This is a genomic window from Kitasatospora sp. NPDC054795, assembly GCF_053611565.1.
In genome coordinates this window covers 21369-40212 of the sequence record NZ_JBSHAP010000011.1, presented here as the reverse complement: position 1 = coordinate 40212, position 18844 = coordinate 21369, and the positions used below count along the sequence as shown (strand labels likewise).

Here is an 18844-nt window from a genome sequence, read left to right as displayed (position 1 = left end):
CTTTACTCCGCCCCGGGCAACATGTCCACCCTCGGGGGTGACACGGGCGCCAGTTTCTCCTCCCACAACACCGTGCCCGCCCGCCCCCCCCCCCGGGGCGGGCGCCCCCCCCCGGGGGGCCGGCCCGACCGGGGCGCCGACCGGGGGTCCGGGCCGCTCCCGGTGTCACGATTGCTCCCCCGCCCGCAGTTCGGTGGCGATCCGGCGCCGGCCGGCGACCAGCGTCTCCACCACCACCCCGAGCCCGACCAGCAGGGCCAGGCCCGCGGTGGGCAGCAGCACCGGCATCAGTACGGGGACGACGACGTCCCCGACCTTGGCACCGACCAGCGTCGAGATGTCGAAGGCGCCGCCCAGCAGTGCGACCGCCGCCAGTGCGACCAGGCCGCCGCCGACGGCCGCGGCCAGGGTCTGCGGCAGCGCCTCGGTCATGATCAGTGCCAGCCCCTGCCGGGGCCGCATTCCCATGGTGCGCAGCCGGGCGAGCACGGCCGTGCGGTCGGGCGCGGCCCGGAAGAGCGTCAGCAGGACGGCGAGCAGGGCGAATCCGGCTCCGGCGGCGGCCGCGTACCGGAACAGCCGCCCGGCGGCGTGCTGCAGCGGGTCGTCACCGAGCGCGGCGGCGGTCTCCCGGCTGCTGTGCACGGTGTATCCCGAGGGCAGGCCGTGGGTGTCCTTGCCGACGGCGGCGGCGTCGTCCGCGATCAGCTTGGCCAGGCCGACCGGCCGGTCCCCGCTGTTGTCCCGCAGGACCGTCCTGACCCGGTCGGGGTCGATGTCGCCGACGGCGAACCACGTGTTGACCCGCCTGGTGTCCGGCAGCCGTTCCCAGGCGGGGCCGGCGGGAACGACGACGAACGGCTTGCCCGGGTCCGGCAGTGCGGGGGTGGCGCCGACGACACCGGCGACGGTGAGGCGCAGGTCGTTGCCGTTGGGCGTGCGCACCCGGGACTGCCCTGCGGCCAGGCGTTCGGCCAGGTCGCGGCTGACCAGGGCGGGCACCGGGGTGTCCCGGCCGCCGCCGGACGTCCCGGCCAGCTTCGCCGGATCGAACCCGCCGGCCCCGAGGGCCCGGGCGATCTCGGCGTACGCCGCCGGGTCGGTCACCACCACCAGGTTGGCCTCGGTGTAGTCCCGGTCGGTGGCGAAGAAGCGGGCTCTGGGCTCGATCCAGGCCGCGGTCGAGGCCCGGACGCCCGGCAGGGCGGCGGCGGCCCCGGTGAACGGCTCGGTCAGGGTGGCGTAGTCCGGGAGGGAGACGCCGATGTCCCCGCCCGTGGTGATGCGCGCGGCGCGGGTCCGCACGTGGTCGACGGTGTCGAGCACGGTGGCGCCGAAGCCGGTCGTGGTGACGGCGATCAGCAGGGCGAGCAGCGGCAGCACGGAGGGTTTGCGGCGGCCCGAGCCGTCGCGGGCGGCCCGGGCGAGGCCGAGGAAGCCGATCGGGCCGCGGCCCCGGCCGGCGAGGGCGGCCAGCCGGCCGACCACCACCGGCTCGATCCTGGCCAGCACCAGTCCGCCGGTGACGGCGAGCAGGAGCGGTGCGGCGACCAGCAGCGGGTCCACCCCGGCCCCGGGGTGGCCGACGCCCCGGCGCCGGACCTCCGCCACGGCCGCGGCGGTGACCGCCAGGACGGCGAGTTCGCCGACCAGTCGGCGGCGGCCGCCGGCCGGCCGTCGACGGGACCACAGCAGGGCGGCGCGGACCGGAAAGGCCAGCAGCGCGATCAGGGACGCGACCAGGGCGGCCGGTACCGCGCGGTCCCACCGGGGGGTGGGCAGCAGGACCAGGGCGAGGGCCGTGGCGAGCACGGCGGCGGGCAGGACCGTGACCGCCCCCTCGCCGATCAGCCGTCGCAGCACCCCGGCGAGGGAACCGCCGCGAGCCCGGAGCAGGCGGATCTCGGCGGCGCGCCGGTCGGTGCTGAGCGCGGCGGCCAGGAACAGCACCACGGTGGCGACGCCCGCGACGCCGGCCGGGCCGATCGCGCTGAGCGGCAGCGAGGCCCGGTAGCGCTCGTCCGCCCGGGTGAGGACGTCGGGCAGGCCGGAGACGGTCTGCAGGTCGGCGCGTCCGGTCGCGTCGAGGAGGGCGGTGGCGTCGCGCCCGGTCAGGAAGGAGCGGATGACGTCGCGGGTGCGGTCGATCCGGTCGGCGTGCAGCGAGGCGGGGTCGACGGGCAGCCGCCAGAAGTTCTCGGCGGTCGAACCCCAGCGGACCAGCGCGGGGAGGCTGCCGCCGTCGACGAACCCGCTGGTCGTCCAGTGCTCGTGGTCGGGCTTGGTGTTCAGGCAGGCGCGGGCCGGGCAGCCGAGGTCGTCCCAGAACGGGTCCTGGGGGTCGTTGACCCGGTAGAGGCCGACCACCACGGTGGTCCGCCTGGCGCCGGAGCTCTCGACGCCGTTGTCGATGACGTCACCGAGTTTGATGCCGATGGTCTCGGCGGCCCTCTCACTGACCACGATCGGCAGCGGACCGCCGACGGCGCCGGGGGTCGGCCAGGTGCCGTCGGTGAGGGTGGCCCGGGCGGCCAGGTCGTGCAGGTGGAGCAGGCTGAGGGCCGGGTAGGGCTCCTTGTCCGAGATGTGGGCGTACCCCGGATTGGCCATGGAGTGGTCGCCCAGGGCTCGGGCACCGTAGGCCTGCCCCGCTTGGGACGGCGTCAGCCGCCAGCCGATCTGTTCGACCAGTTGCCGCTGCACCCGGTCGAGTTCGACGTCGGTGTCGTCGTCCCGGGTCCTGGAAGTCGTCTGCAGGCTGGTCTGGTTGGGGCCCTTCCCGTTGACGAAGTCCTGGAGTGCCGTGTCCGCGCCCCGGTCCGCGATGCGGGGGAGGGCCGCCGCCAGGAAGACGGTGACGAACGCGAGGGCCGCCATGAGCAGCGCCGACAGCGGGTTCGCCCGCAGCCTGGTGCGGACCCAGCGCGGTGGGCGCCGGGCGGAGTCGCGGGTGGGCACGGGGGTGCCGGCCCGGGCGGTCACTTCTCCTCCACGTGGCGCAGCCTGCGCACAACGAAGCCGTGCATCACGTTCCTCCCCCGGTTGCGCCCCGGTCGCCTCCCGGCCCGCCCGTCGATCCGGTCCGGGGACGTCGGCTGCGGACGGGCGCCCCACGGGCCCGACCGGCGCAGTGATCACCGGCATTCGGTCACCGGATAGCGGACGATGCTGTCAGATTCGATCCGGGAACGGAAGGGACTTGCGCGATTCACGTGAGCAGGGGGCGAATTCCTCGTACGGTCCTCGGCCCAATAAGGGGACAAGCCATTGAAATGGCGTGCACACTCCACAGGTCGGGCCGTCTCGCACCCCTTGTGACCAGGGGACTTTCCTTTCACGAATTCCCCGCCCGGGACGGTGAACCGAAGAAGCCGTCACATTCGTTCGCCCGGCCGCACCGTCGGGCCGTCATCGCACCCGAGGGCCGCTCCCGCTTCGGCGGGGCCGAAACGACGGGGCGGCCTCTTCCGTGGGTTGTCGCTGGACGGTCGTGGTTCGACCGCCAGGTCCTCCCGGATTCCTATGCGCTGTCCGGCAGCCCGGCCTTCGGTCGCAGCAGGGCCGGCGTCGGCTTCGCGCCCGACAGCCGTACTGCGGCGCCGCGGGCGAGGTCGAAGGCGAGCGCCGGGTCGTCCGTGCGGGTCCACGGCGGGCTGCCGCACCACGGTCCGATCGCCCGGAACTGCTTCAGGGCGATGCGGTGGAGCCCGGCGATGCCCGCGTAGTGGGCGAGCAGGTGCCGCAGGTGCGGCAGCCGGTTGTGGTCCGGGCGGACCCGGGCCAGCGCGGCCGCGACCTTGCGCACCGGGTCCCTGCCCAGTTCGCCGGCCAGTGTGGTGCCGAGGGTGCCGCGCAGCTCCAGCTCGTACAGCGCCTGCAGGTAGAGGCCGGGCAGCGGGTTGCCGGTCGGGGCCTTCCTGAGCGCCCGCTTGGCGAAGGCCAGCATCTTCTTGTCCGAGCCGGACCACTTGGCGCACCAGTACTGCATGGCCTGCCAGTGGCCCTCGTAGTGGAACGGCGCCCGCTCGACCAGCCCGCGCCACAGCTCCTCGAACTGCTTGGGCGTGTACTGCGCGCCGCGGGCGGCGGTCACCATGACGACCCAGGGGCCCGGGTCGGCGGGGGCCAGGAGGGCGGCCCGCTTCGCTGCCTCGACGGCGGCGGGCAGCATGGCCCGGAAGGTCAGCATGGCCTCCTCGGGCACCTCGTGGTCGTCCCGGGAGCCGCGGACCGTCCAGGCCGCCTGCACCATCCGCCCGGCCTCCAGGGTGGCCGCGTCGCAGTTGCCCGGCTCGGCCGCGCGCCAGGTCTTCAGCCAGCTGTCGTTCCGGTCGGCGATGGAGTCCAGCAGGTCGAGTCGGTACCAGCGCTCGTCCCAGTCCTGCCCGGCGGCCTCGACGTACGCGGCGGCGGGCCTCCAGTCCCCGGCCCAGGCCGCCTCGGCGATCGCCAGGGACTCCTGGCGCAGGTGCGGGGGCGGTGGCGGACCGGCGCGTCCCGGGTCGAGCCGGTCGCGGGGGGCCATGCCGTACGTGGGCGCGTCGAACTCGGTCAGGGCCCAGTTCCGGGCCCTGTTTCTACGGAACCTGAGGACGGCGGCGAGGACGATCATGCCCAGCACACCGAGGATGAGGTACGTCACGGCGGAGCATCATCCTTGATCGCGGCTCGTGCGGGCAACGCGATTGGGCAACGCGACGGCCGGGCGGTGTGCTCCGGTGACGGCGGGCGCGCGGACGGACGGGGAAGAAGATCCAGGCTCTTGCCCCGGCCGAATTAGTCATCTTAACTAGGCATCCAGAGGCGTTGATCCACTGCACGTCGTCATCGCCGGCTTCACGGGCACCCTTGTGTGCCGCCCTGGACCGCCCGGGCTCCAACGGATGCCGACCGTCCGTCACCCCGGGGTTCCGCGCGCGTTCGAAGCGATTCGAGCGATTCGAGCGATCCGATCGGGGGCCTCGGTCCAGGCGATCCGATCCGCACCACCGGGGTCACCGGCCGCTCCCCCCACGCACCGCCACCGCGCCGTCGACCCCTGCAACGACCCTCCCCCAGGAAAGGTCCGGCCTTGTCGGAGACGTACGAGCCCCACGGCACCACCACCGACCAGGCGGCGGCCGGGGTCCGGCTTCCGGAGCCCGCGCCGGGACAGCAGCGGCTCTGGGCGCTGTCCCAGCTGGACGGCGCCAACGCCGCGTACAACGAGACCCTGGCGTTCACCCTGCGCGGAACCCTCGACCGGGCGGTGCTCGCCCGCGCGCTCGACGAACTGGTCTCCCGGCACGAGGTCCTGCGCACCCGGCTGGTCGCCGGCGGAGACGGTCTCCACCAGCTGATCGGTCCGCCCGACTCCGGCTACACCCTCGCGGTGGACGACCTGACCGGGCTCCCGGACGCCGGGGCGCGCGTCACCGCCCTGCAGCGCGCGGAGTCCGACACGCCCTTCGACCTGAGCCGCGGCCCGCTGGCGCGCGGCCGCCTGATCGTCCTGGCCGAGCGCCACCACGTGCTGCTGCTGACCCTGCACCACGCGGTCTTCGACGGCTGGTCGATGACCGTGATGCTGCGCGAACTCGGCACGCTGTACACGGCCTTCCGTGCCGGCGCGCACTCCCCGCTGCCGCCGCTGACCCTGCAGTACGCCGACTACACCCGTTGGCAGCGGGAGTGGGCGTCCGGGGACGAACCGGCGGTGCAGGCCGCCCACTGGAGGGAAGCCCTCGCCGGCGCCCCGGCCCTGCTCGAACTGCCCACCGACCGCCCCCGACCGCCGGAGCAGGACCACCGCGGCGGCCGGGTGCCGCTCTCCATCGGCGGGGAACTCGGCACCGCCCTCACGTCGCTCGCGCGCCAGCAGGGCGGAACCCTGTTCACGGCCGTGCTGGCCGGCTGGTCCGTGGTGCTGTCGCGGCTGACCGGGCAGAGCGACATCGTCGTCGGAGTCCCGACGGCGAACCGCCGCCGAGGCACCTTCTCCGACCTGATCGGATTCTTCGTCAACTCCCTGGCCGTGCGGGTCGATCTGGCGGACTCGCCAACCGGGTCGGCCGTGCTGAAGCAGGTGCGCGGTGCGCTGCGGGCCGCCCTGAAGCACCAGGACCTGCCGTTCGAGCAGGTGGTGGAGCTGATCAACCCGCCGCGCAGCACCGCCCACACCCCGCTGTTCCAGACCATGGTCGCCAGGCAGCCCTCCCGGAAGGGCCTGCTGGAACTGCCCGGGATCGAGGTCGAGCCGCTCGGCATCCCGTACGCCGGGGCCAAGTTCGACCTGGCCCTGTCGCTGGCGGAGGAGGACGACGGCCGGGTGGTCGGCCATCTGGACTACGCCGTCGCGCTGTTCGACCACCCGACGGCCGAGCGCTACGCGGGCTATCTGCTCCGCGTGCTGGCCCAGTTGGTCGACCGGCCCGACCTGGGCGTGGACGAGCTGGAGCTGATGGACGAGGAGGAGCGCCGCCGGGTGCTGTCGGAGTGGAGCGGCGCCGACCGCGCCGCCCACCGGGACGACCGAGGCGAGGGCGCCCACCGGGAAGACCGTGACCACGAGTCGGCGACGCCCGCCGCTGCCGCCCCGGCCGGGTTGGTCGAGCGCTTCCAGGCCCAGGTCCGAACCCGCCCCACCGGTCCGGCCCTGGTCCGGGAGGGGGAGCGGCTCGACTACGCCGCGCTCGACCGCCGTGCCAACCGGCTGGCGCACGCGCTGATCGCCCGCGGCGTCGGCCCGGACCAGGTGGTCGGCCTGCACTCCGGGCGCTCGACCGAGCTGGTGGTGGGCGTCCTCGGCATCCTCAAGGCGGGCGCCGCCTACCTGCCGCTGGACCCGGGGCAGCCGGTCGAACGGCTGGCCGCGATGGTCGAGGACGCGGCTCCGGCCCTGGTGCTCAGCGACGCCGACGTGCCGCCCGGGGACTGGCAGCCGGTGCGGGCGGTCGAGGCCGAGGCGGAGCGCGACGACGCGCCGGGGATCAGCGTCGGGCCGTCGCAGCTCGCCTATGTCATCCACACCTCCGGCTCCACCGGCCGCCCCAAGGGCGTGGCGGTGACCCACGGCAGCGTCCTCAACCTCTTCGACACCTGGCTGGCGCGCTTCGGGGCCACCCCCGGCGAGGCGGCCTCCGCCTGGTCGAGCATCGGATTCGACGCCTCGGTGCACGAGTTGCTGATGCCGCTCACCACCGGCGCCGTGCTGCACCTGGTCCCCGACGAGCTGCGCGGCGACCCGGAGGAACTGCTGGGCTGGATGCGCGAGCACCGCGTCGTGCAGGCCTTCCTGCCGCCGTCCTACGTCACGTGGATCGACGAGGACCCCGAGGCGCGCCTGGACGGGCTGGTGCTCCGTCAGCTGCTCACCGGGGTGGAGTCCCTCCCGGAGAAGGCGCTGCACCGCATCCAGCAGGCGCTGCCCGGCCTGCGCGTCTGCTACGGCTACGGTCCCACCGAGGCCACCCTGTACAGCACCGCCTACACCGACCCGCGGCCGCTGGACCGGCCGTGCCCGATCGGCCGCCCCCTCGACAACACCCGCCTCTACCTGCTCGACCGGCGGCTCCGGCCGGTGCCGACCGGGGTGACCGGCGAGGTCTTCCTCGGCGGGGCGAGCCTGGCCCGGGGCTACCTGCACCGCCCGGACCTGACCGCCGAGCGCTTCGTCGACGACCCCTTCGTGCCCGGTGAACGCCTGTACCGCACCGGGGACCTCGCCCGCTGGCTTCCGGACGGCAACGCCCAGTACCTCGGCCGCGGCGACGACCAGGTCAAACTGCGCGGCTTCCGGATCGAGCCGGGGGAGATCGAGGCCGCGCTGCTGGCCCTCCCCGGCGTGCGGGAGGCGGCGGTGCTGGCCGACCGCGACGCCGCGGGTGAGCCGCGCCTGGTGGCCGGCCTGGGCCGGGGCGACGCGGAGCCGCGCCGACCGCACGAGTGGCGTGCCGCCCTGGCGCGGCGGCTGCCGGACTACATGATCCCCGCGCTCTTCGTGGAACTGCCGCGGCTGCCGCTCAACCGCAGCGGCAAGCCGGACCGCGCCGCGCTGCTGGACGCGGCCCGCTCCGCGACCCGTGCCCGGGTCAACACGGCGAGCCCGCGGGACCACGTGGAGATGACGCTGCACACCATCTGGCGGCGGGTGCTGCTCCACCCCGGCATCGGGATATCCGACAACTTCTTCGATCTGGGCGGCACTTCCATATCCGCCATCAAGGTCGCCCTGGCCGTCCGTGAGGAGTTCGGCGAGACCCTGCCGATCCGCGACCTCGTGCAGAACCCGACCATCGAGGCCCTGGCCGAACGGCTCCGGGCGGGGGCGTCGGGCGCACCGGACGGCAATCTGGTCGAGTTCCGGCGGGGGGACGGACGACAGCGGGTGGTCTGCGTCCACCCGGCCGGCGGTACCGCCTTCTGCTACCTGCCGCTGGCCGCGGCGCTGCCCGACCGGGTCGGCGTCCTCGGGGTGCAGTCGCCCGGGATCAACCCCGGGGAGACGCCGCTGCCCACGGTCGAGGCCATGGCAGAGCAGTACCTGGCGCTGGTCGACCCCCGTCCGGACGAGGCGCTGGTGCTGTGCGGGCTCTCCTACGGCGGCCTGGTCGCCCACGAGATGGGGCGCCGACTGGCCCGGGCCGGGCACACCCGGTTCAGCGTGGTGCTGCTCGACACCCACGGAACCGAGGACACGGAGCAGCTCGCCTCGATCGAGCCCGTGCCGATGGCCGAGTTCCGCGACAAGCTCATCAGGTTCAACGGGATGTACCCGGGGATCGAGGACGAGCAGATCGACCGGTACTTCCGCATCTACAACCACAACCGGATGACCGCCCGCGACTACCGGACGCCGCCCTCACCGGCCCGGCTGGTGCTGGTCGAGGCCGCCGGGGACGCGTCGGCCGCCGGGAACGCGGACCGGGAACAGGAGGAGCAACCGGCGCGTGCCGTACGCGCGTTCTGGCAGCGGCGGGCCGGCGGCGGCCTGCTGGTCGAGCCGGTCGCCGGCGGCCACTGGGACCTGCTGGAGAGCGCGGCGGTGCCCCGGATCGCCGAGCTGATCGCGGCCGAACTGGACCGCCATCCAGTGCCCCCGCCGCCGCCCGCCCCGGCTGCGCCCGTACCCGGACAGCCGTCCGCCGCGTCCGCCGGGGAGGCCTGATGACCGCCGAGAGCGTCGCGGGCGCAGCCCCCGTCACGCCCACGGCCACCGGCCTCGCCCTGGCGGTGCACCAGCAGGCCCTGCGCACCCCCCGGGCCGTCGCGCTGGTCGACGGCGACGTCCGGCTGGACTACGCGGGCCTGGAGGCCGCCGCCGCGGCGGTGGCCCACGGGCTGCGCCGTGCCGGCGTCCGCCCCGGTGAGGCGGTGGCGGTCTGCCTGCCGCGCTCCTGGCAGCTGGTCTGCGTCATGCTGGGCGTCCTGCGGCTCGGCGCCCTGGTCGTCCCGCTGGACGCGCAGAGCCCTGCGGAACGCCGACGCCACATCCTGACGGACTCGTCCAGCGTGGCCGTGGTCCACGGCGGGACGGCACCCGTCGACCTGCCGGGCCGGGTGCGCCCGCTGGCGGCGGCGGCGCTGCTCGCGGCCGGACCGGGCGACCGGGAGGCGGTCTTCACCGGGGCGCCGGTCTCCTTCCTCTTCTACACCTCGGGCACGACCGGCCGCCCCAAGGGCGTCGAGGTGCGGGACGCCGGCATCCTGCGGCTGGCGAGCCCGGGGTACATCCGCATCGAGCGGGGAGCCCGCTACTCCTGCCTGTCCAATCCGGCGTTCGACGCCTTGAGCTTCGAGGTCTGGGTGCCGCTGCTGACCGGCGGCTGCTGCGTCGTCCTCGGCGACGAGGCCGTCCAGACGCCGCACCGGCTGGCCGCCGCCCTGCTGCGGGAGCGCATCGACACGGCGTTCGTCACGGTGGCCCTGTTCAACGCGGTGGTGGACACGGAGCCGTCCTGCTTCGCCGGGGTCGGACAGCTGCTGGTCGGCGGCGAGCAGCTCAACGCCCGGCTGATCCGCCGCTGGTACCGGCACAACGCGGCGGCCCCCACCCGGCTGCACAACGTCTACGGCCCCACCGAGGCCACCACCTTCGCGCTGTGCCATCCGATCCCGCGCGACTTCGACGGGGACCTGGTGCCGATCGGACGGGTGCTGCCGCGGACCGGGGCCGTGCTGGTGGCCCCGGACGGCGACCGGCTCGCGGCGCCCGGGGAGGTGGCCGAACTCCATCTGTCCGGCGCCGGTCTCGCGGCCGGCTACCGCGAGCTGCCCGAGGAGACGGAGCGCCGGTTCGTCCGGCTGCCCTGGTACGACGACGGCCGCACCACGCACTACCGCACCGGCGACCTGGTGCGCGCCGGCGCCGACGGCCTGATCGAGTACGTCGGACGCGCCGACCGCCAGGTGAAGGTCCGCGGCTTCCGGATCGAGCCCGGCGAGCTGGAGCGACAGATCGTCACGCATCCGGCGGTGCGGCAGGCGTACGTGTGCACCCGCAGGCTCGGGGAGGACGGCCCGAACGAGCTGCTGGCGTACGTCGTGCTCGGGGAGGAGGTCCCGTTCGAGGAGTTCGACCGCCATCTGGCGGCCGGGCTGCCGGGATACATGAGGCCCCATCACATCCACCGCGTGGACGCGCTCCCGCTGAACGCCAACGGCAAGGTCGACCGGGCCGCCCTGCTGCGCCGGAACGACCGGCCCTGGCGCGGTCCGGAGGGCGACCGGCCGGGCGGCGCGGCCGTCACCGCGCGGCAGCGTGAGGTGCTGGCCCTGGCGGCCGAGGTGCTCGGGGTGCCGGACCTGCGGCTGGACGACCTCTGGATCGCCTCCGGCGGCGACTCGCTCAAGGCGCTGCGGCTGCGCTTCGAGGTGCGCCGGCGCTGGGGCTGCGAACTGCCCCAGGCCCGCGTGCTGACCGGGGACGTGGCGGGGATCGCCCGGGCGGTGGTGGAGGCCGGAGCCGCCGACCCGCCGTACCCGGTGCCGCCCGCGCCCACCCGGGCACGCTCGGCGTCCGCCACCAGCGAGCAGCAGCGCCTGTGGCTGCTGCAGCAGCGGGCGCCGAGCTCCCGGGCCTACGCGGTGGAACTGGCCTTCCGTCTGGACGGCCCGGTCGACTCCGACGCGTTGCGCGGCTCGCTGCGGGAACTGGTGCGGCTCCACGCGGCCCTGCGCACCGCCTTCGAGGCCGCGCCCGAGGGCCTGCGCCAGCTGGTCGGGGACCCGTACGACCCGTGGACCGAACCCGGCCTGGGGGCCGAACCCGGCCCGGGGGTGGTCGGCATCGGCGGCGAGGACGATGCGCGCGCCCTGGCGGAACGCTTCTTCGCCACGCCGTTCGACCTGGCCCGCCCCCGGATGCTGCGCGCCTGCTGGCTGCCGCAGGACGGGGGAGGGGTGCTGCTGCTCCACCTGCACCACATCGCGGTCGACGGCTGGTCGCTCAACGTCCTGCTGAACGACCTGTCGTCCGGCTACCGGCACGCCCTCGGCGGCGCCGCCGAGGCCCCGCGGCGGACGGACACCGCCCCGGTGCCCACCCCGCTGGACTACGCCGCCTGGCAGGCCGACTGGTTCGCCGGCCCCGCCTACCTGGCCCAGCGCGCCGAACTGCGGGCCCACTACGCCCGGTCGGAGGAGGCGGTGGACCACGACCCCGGTGACCGGGCCGGAGCCCCGCCCTTCTCCCGGGCCGGCCTGCTGCACACCTCGCTGGACGTCGTGCGGCGCGCCGCCGTGGACCGGATCTGCGCCGAACTGGGCATGACCCGCTTCGAGTTGCTGCTCGGCGTCTTCGCCTGGAGCCTGTACGGGGCGACCGGCGCGACCAGGCCGCGGATCGCCGCACCGGTGGCCAACCGGCCGGTCCAGGAGTTCGAGGGCAGCGTCGGCATGTTCGCCAACACCGTGCTGCTGCCGCAGGCCGTCGCGCCCCGCGAGGAGCTGCGCGGCCAACTGCTGCGCCAGGGGGCCGAAGCCCGCCGGGTGCTGGACCGCCAGGACGTGGCGCTGGCCGACGTCCTGGCCGACCGGGAGCCGGCCGGGGGCGACTCCCCGTTCGACTACCTGTTCGTCCTGGAGAACACCGACTTCGGTGCGCTGGCCCTGCCCGGCTGCGCCGCCCGCCCGCTGTGGTGGGCCCCGGCCGAGGCCAAATGCCCGATGACGCTGTCCGTGGTCGAGCACGAGGGCGGTCTCGACTGCCTGTGGGAGTACGCCGACGACCGCTTCGACGCCGCCGAGGTGGCGGCGATGGCGGGCCTGTTCCGGCGGGGTCTGGACCTGCTCGCCGACGGCGGGACGGCGACCCCGGCCGAGCTGGCGGCACCCTACCGCCGCGGACTGCCGCAACCCGGTCGCGGCGCCCCGGCGGTTCCGGCGTGGACGACGGTGGCCGAGGGCTTCGCCCGGCAGGTCGCCCGCAGACCCGAGGCACTGGCCCTGATGTCCGACGGCCGACCGGTGAGCTACGCGGAACTGGACGCCCACGCGGCGGCGCTCGCCGCCGAACTGCGGGCCGACCACCCGCTGCCGGACGGGGACGACCGTCCGTGCTGCGTCGCGCTGCACCTGGGGCCGTCGGTCGAGCACGTGGTGGCGCTGCTGGCGCTGGCCAGGCTCAACGTGACCATCGTGCCGCTCGACCCGTCCTATCCACCGGCCCTGCGCCGCCAGGTGCTGGACCAGGTGGAGCCGCTGTGCGTGCTGCTGCCCCCGGGCGGTGACCCGGAGTTCGACGCGGTCGACCCGGGCCGCGTCGCGCGCCACCCGGTGGTGCTGTCACCCGCCGCGCCTGCCGTACCCGCTACGCCCGACACCGCACCCGCCGCACCTGCCGTACCCGCTACGCCCGACACCGCACCCGCCGCACCCGCCGCCCCCGCCGTCCCGGCGCACCGCGGGGCCCGACCGCTCTACACCCTGTTCACCTCGGGCTCCACCGGTGTCCCCAAGGGCGTGCAGGTGTCCGACCGCACCCTGTGCAACCTGCTGCAGTGGCAGGCGGAGTCGGGAGGACTGGAGGCCCCGGCGGCCACCCAGCAGTTCTCCATGCTCTCCTTCGACGTGTCCTTCCAGGAGGTCTTCGGGACGCTGTGCGCCGGCGGCTGCCTGCACCTGGTCCGGCCCGGCTGGCGGCAGGACGCCCCCGCGCTGCTGGAGCAGCTGGAGACGGCCGGTGCGGAGCGCGTCTTCATGCCCTACGTGGCACTCCAGCTCCTCGCCGAGCACGGCGTCCACCTGGGCCGCTACCCCTCGCGGCTGCGGGAGGTGGTCACCGCCGGCGAGCAGCTGGTGTGCACCGAGGCGATCCGCCGCTGGTTCGCGGGCCTGCCGGGCGCCCGGCTGTTCAACCACTACGGCCCAACCGAGACGCACGTGGTGAGCAGCCTGTGCCTGGACGGCGATCCGGCCCTGTGGCCGGAGCGTCCCGCCATCGGCCGGCCGGTGGCCAACGCGGTGCTCACGGTGGTCGACGAGGCCGACGAGCCCGTTCCCCCCGGCCGCGCCGGCACCCTGCTGATCGGCGGCACCATGGCGGCGCGCTGCTATCTGGGAGACCCGGCGCTCAACGAGGCGCGCTTCGTCGAGCTGCCCGGCCTCGGCCTGTGCTACCGCAGCGGCGACCGGGCCCGCTTCGACCGGCAGGGCCGGCTGCACTTCCTGGGCCGGGACGACGACCAGATCAAGCTGAGCGGACACCGGCTGGAGCCGGGACAGGTCGAGGCGGCCCTGCTGCGGCACCCGGCCGTCGTCAACGCCGTGGTGGTCCGCGACGGCGAGGACCTGGTGGCCTGCCTGCAATGCCGTGGGGAGGAGCCCACGGTCGGGGAGCTCACCGCGCACCTGGCGCCGATGCTGCCCGGCCACGTCCGGATCGCCCGCTTCCGGGTGGTGGGGGAGCTGCCCAGGACCCCCAGCGGCAAGCTGGACCGCCGGGGCGCGCTGCGCTCCGCCGGGCGGGAACTGCGCCGCCCGACGGGCCGCGCCGCCGGCCTGTCGGCGCGCGAGGCCGTGCTGACCGAGGCGTTCGAGGCGGTCACCGGCCTGGCGATCGACCCGGGGCAGACCTTCTTCGACGCCGGGGCGTCCAGCCTGGGCCTGATGCGCTTCCAGCTGCGCTGCACCACCGAAACCGACCTGCGCTTCACCGTCGCCGACCTGTTCGAGCACGTCACCGTACGGGCGCTGGCCGACTTCCTGGACCGGTCGGCAACGGCCGCGGACGGCGGATCCCCACGTGCCGCCACCGCTGCCGGGGCGCCGGCCGAAGCCGCCGGGCGGATCGCCGTGGCCGGCCCGATCGCCCTGGACGAGCCGATCGCGGTCGTCGGCATGGCGGTACGGCTTCCGGGCGCGTCCGATCTCGCCGCGTTCTGGCGGATGGTCACCACGGGCGGCACCGGCATCGAGCACTTCGACGCCGCCGACGGCCTGGTCGGCGCGCGCAGCCAGTTGGACGGCCCCCTGGACTTCGACCCGGACCACTTCGGCATCGGCCGGCAGGAGGCCCGGCTGATGGACCCCCAGCAACGGCACCTGCTGATGAGCTGTGTCGAGGCCCTGGCACACGCCGGGATCGCCGACCCGTCGGGTGCGCGCGTCGGCCTGGTCGCCGGAGCCGGTGAGAGCACCTACTTCCAGTCCATGCTCCGCGAGGCCGACCCCGAACGCCTGCCCGACGGCTTCCAGTTGGCCCTGCACCACGACAAGGACTTCCTCGCCACCAAGGCGGCCTACCACCTGGGGCTGACGGGGCCCGCCTTCACCACCCAGGCGGCCTGCGCCAGTTCGCTGGTGGCCGTCCACGTCGCCGCCGGGATGCTGCGCCAGGGCGACGCCGAGGTGATGCTGGCGGGCGGAGTCCTGGTCGACCCGACCCTGACCGGCGGATACCGCTACCGGCCGCAGCACATCTTCTCCGTGGACGGCCGCTGCCGGCCCTTCAGCGACGACGCGAGCGGCACCATCGGCGCGAGCGGCGTCGGCACGGTGGTGCTCAAGCCGCTCCGGCTGGCCCGACGCGACGGCGACACCGTCTACGCCCTGATCACCGGCACGGCGTTGAACAACGACGGCTCCGACAAGCTGAGCTACAGCGCCCCCTCGCTCGCCGGGCAACGCGAGGTGATCCGCACCGCCCTGCGCCGCAGCGGCCGCGGCGCCGCCGACCTCGGCTATGTCGAGGCCCACGGCACCGCCACCCGGCTCGGCGACCCGGTCGAGGTCGGCGCCCTGCGCCAGGCCTTCGACCTGGACCGGTCCGGCCACTGCGCGCTGACCTCGGTCAAGAGCCAGATAGGACACCTGGGCGCGGCGGCCGGCGTGGTCGGGCTGGTACGGGCCGCGCTCGCGGTCCACCACGGTGTGATCCCGCCCAACGTCGGCTTCCACGCCCTCAATCCGCAGCTCGGCGCCGACCCCACGCCGTTCTACGTCCCCACCGAGGCCCGGCCCTGGCCCGCGGACCGGGACAGGATCGCGGCGGTGAGCAGCTTCGGGATCGGCGGCACCAACGCCCACGCGGTCCTGGAGGCCGACCGGCCGGCCCCCGGGACGACGGGCACAGCGGGCCCGACGGCGGGCGCCGCGGGCCCGACGGCGGGCGACGCGGCACCGGGCACCCCCGCGCCTCCCTGCCTGCTGCTCTCCAGCAGCAGCGAAGCGGGCCTGCGCGCCGACGCCGCCCGGATCGCCGACTACCTGGAGGCCCGGCCCTCCGCCTATCCGCAGGTGCTGCGCCACCTCCAGGCGGGCCGTCCCGCACGCCGCCGACGCCTGGCAGCGGTCTGTCCCGACGCCTCGGCCGCCGTGGCCTGGCTGCGCGGCGCGAGCCGGATCACGGACGCGGGAGCGGGGGAGGCCGGTACCGGGGCACCGGTCCCGAGCGAAGGCCTCACCGCCGAGGAGGCGGCCGCGGCCTGGCTGTCCGGCGAGCGGATCGACTGGCCCGCCGGCCCCGCCCAGGCACCGTGGGACTTCCCGCCGCCGGCCTTCGAGCTGGCGGAGTTCGACTTCCCCCGCGCCACGGCGGCCCCGGACCCGGCCGGCCCGTCCGCCGCCGAGGTTCCGCGGCGCCTTCCGGAGGACGCCTGGCTGCACCAGCCGCACTGGGCGCGGCTGCGCCGAGCGAGCTCGGCGATCGGCTCGCGCACCTCCCGGCTGCTGGTGCTGCTCACGGACGGACCGGCGCCCCCGGAGGCGGTCCGCGCCTTCGAGGCCGGCTACGCCCGGGTGGTGCGGGTCCGTGCCGCCGAGGCGTTCGCCCGGCGGGGCGACGGCGACTACGAGGTCGACCCGGCCGACCCCGCGTCGCTCGGTCGGCTCCTCGACGCACTGGCGGGTACGGGTTCGGGTTCAGGCACGGGTTCGGGCGCGGGCGAGAACGGCATCGACTGGGTGCACGCGCTGCCGCTGGGGATCGGCGGCCCGGTCGGCCGGGACAGCCTGGCCCGGGCCCGCTGGGCCTGTCTGGACACGCCGGCCGCACTGCTGCGGGCCGTGGCCGACGCCGCCGGGCCACTGCGGCTGAGGCCGTGGTGGTTGTCGTACCGGGCGAGGCCGGTGGACGGCCCGGTGGAGCGGCCGGAGGCGGGCCTGCTGGCCGGTGCCGCCGAGGTGGCTCCCCAGGAGGGAGCCGGGGCGGGCCACTGGGTCGACGTCCCCGGTGCGGACCCCGCCCACTGGGCCGTACCGCTGGCGGCACTGCTGGCCGAGGCCGCGATCCCGGCGGCCGCGGCCGCCCTTCCGCGCCGGCTGGCGCTGCGCCGCGGCCACTGGTGGGAACAGGTCACGCTGCCGGTGTCCACGGCGGGCCCTGGCCCCGTCGGGCTGCCCTCCGGAGGCGTGCACCTGGTGCTGGGCGGCACCGGCGGGATCGGCCGCAGCATCGCCGCCTGGCTGCTGGAGAACGGCGGCGCCCGGGTCCTGCTGCTGGCCAGGAGTCCTCGGCTGCCGGAGGAGCTGACGCCCTGGGCCGACCGGGTCGAGCTGGTCGAAGCCGATCTCGCGGAGTCGGCGCCCGAGGAGGTGATGGCCCGTATCGGCTGTCGCACCGACCGTCTCGACAGCGTGATCCACGCCGTCGGGGCGGCGAGCGGCGGCATGATCGCCCGGCGCGACGCCGCGGCGATGGGGCGGGCGTCCGCCGCCAAGCTGCAGGGTGCTCTGCTGGTCGAGCAGGTGATCGAGCGCTACCGGCCGTCGGTGGCGGTGTACTGCTCGTCGATGTCCGCGGAGCTCGGCGGCGTCGGCCAGTTCGACTACGCGGCCGCCAACAGCCTGCTCGACGGCTTCGCCCAGTACCGGTCGTCCGGTGACGCCGGGACCACGGTCCGGCTCGGCGTGAACTGGGACGTGTGGAGCGAGGCCGGCATGGCGCTGCGCGCGCCGCGGGCCGACGCACGCCACCGGGCGCACCTGTCGGTCGGGCTGACGGTGGCCGAGGGCAAGCGGGTGTTCGCGCGGGCCATGGGACTGCAACTGCCGCAGGTGCTGGTCTCCACCACCGACCTCCACGCGTCCCGCGCGTTCTACTCGGCGTCCGGCGCCGGGGCCCTCGTGCCGCCCGCTCCTGCGCTGCCCACCGGGACGGTGCCGGTGTCCGCCGGAGGCACCATGGGGGCTGCTACGGCCCATACGGCCGATGCGGCCCATACGGCCCATACGGCCCATGCGGCCGACGGCGGCGCGGCCGTCCTGCTCCGCGACCGGCTGTGCGACTGGCTGGATCTCGACCGCATCGATCCCGACGCCCCGCTCTACGACCTGGGCGTCGACTCGCTGACCCTGCTCGACCTGATCGGCCTGGTGAAACGTCACTTCGATGTCGAGCTGGAACTGTCGCGGCTCAGCCACCGGGTCTCCCTCACCGAGATCCTCACCCGGTTGTCCGAGGCGACACCCGCCGGGGCCGTCGCCACGGAGGGCGTGGTTCCGGAGATCTGGCAGCAGGGCACCGGAACCGACGTGCTGTGCCTGGTGCACCCGGTCGGCGGCGACATCCAGGCCTACCGGTCCCTGGTGTCGGCACTGGGCCCCCGGCCGACCGTCTGTCTGATCGCCGATCCCGCGCTGGAACGGCCCGGGACCGCGGACTGGACACTGCCCGAGCGGGCCCGCCGCTACGCCGCGGCCCTGCGGGCGCGCTTCGCGGACGGCACCCGGCGGCTGCACCTGGCCGGTTGGTCCTTCGGCGCCTGGGCGGTGATGGGGATGGCCGCGGAGGCGGAGGCGCTCGGCCGGCCGGTCCACGGCGTCCACCTGATCGACCCGCCGCCGCCCGGTTCCGGCGGGCTCTTCCAGGAGTACGACGACGCGCAGCTCCAGGCGGTGTTCGCGCACGAGCTCAGCCAGGGCAGGTCGGTGCCGGCCGGTCCCGAGGCCCACGGCTACGCCGAACGTCTGGTCCGGTGCTGCCGGGCCAACCTGCGGAGCATGGCCGACTACCGGATGCCGATGCTGAGCGCCACGCCCAGCCGGCTGTGGCTGGCCGGGCGGCCGGTGGAGGGGCTGCCCTGGGCGGGGTCGCCGGAGCGGCAGCGGGAGCTGTGGCGCCCGTACCTCCCGGAACCCAGCACCTGGCACCGGCTCGACACGACGCACTACGGCATCGTCCGCCCGCCGCATGTGCACGCGGTGGCGGCGGCGATCGCCGAGGCGTCGGACGACCCGCCCGGGGACCGCGTCGACCGCCCCCGGGCGTGATCCGGCGCGCTCCCCGCACCGGCGGTCCGGGCGGCACCGGGCCCGGACCGCCGGCGGTGTGTCCGGCGTCGCCCGGTGTCGTCCGGTGTGTCCGGTGTGTCCGGCGCGGCCGCAGAACCGGTCCGCATCAGCCCCGGCCCCAGTCCCTCAGCAGTCC

Annotated in this window: 4 protein-coding genes; 2 read left to right on the top strand and 2 right to left on the bottom strand. The window is 75.3% G+C overall.

Features of this window, described 5'->3' with window-relative positions; translation table 11 throughout:
- Positions 1-165 precede the first annotated feature (165 nt).
- Positions 166-2982: a hypothetical protein gene (locus tag ACWGJO_RS06125; RefSeq protein WP_452182386.1), complete on the bottom strand. Its 2817-nt coding sequence runs from the start codon at positions 2980-2982 to the stop codon at positions 166-168.
- 538 nt (positions 2983-3520) lie between these two features.
- The gene (locus ACWGJO_RS06120; RefSeq protein WP_452182385.1) at positions 3521-4642 is read right to left on the bottom strand and encodes a hypothetical protein; all 1122 of its coding nucleotides are present in this window, start codon (positions 4640-4642) and stop codon (positions 3521-3523) included.
- A 429-nt stretch (positions 4643-5071) separates the two neighbouring features.
- Here ACWGJO_RS06120 and ACWGJO_RS06115 point away from each other — a divergent pair, with 429 nt between their 5' ends.
- Positions 5072-9145, top strand: coding sequence for a non-ribosomal peptide synthetase (locus tag ACWGJO_RS06115; protein ID WP_452182384.1), 4074 nt, complete (start codon positions 5072-5074; stop codon positions 9143-9145).
- On the top strand, positions 9145-18687 hold the full coding sequence (locus ACWGJO_RS06110) for an amino acid adenylation domain-containing protein (protein WP_452182383.1): 9543 nt from the start codon (positions 9145-9147) through the stop codon (positions 18685-18687). Before ACWGJO_RS06115 ends, ACWGJO_RS06110 begins: the two co-directional genes overlap by 1 nt.
- Positions 18688-18844 lie beyond the last annotated feature (157 nt).

Excerpts from the sequence above, each read along its gene's own strand:
- ACWGJO_RS06110 (WP_452182383.1), top strand. The coding sequence starts at position 9,145 with ATGACCGCCGAGAGCGTCGCGGGCGCAGCCCCCGTCACGCCCACGGCC.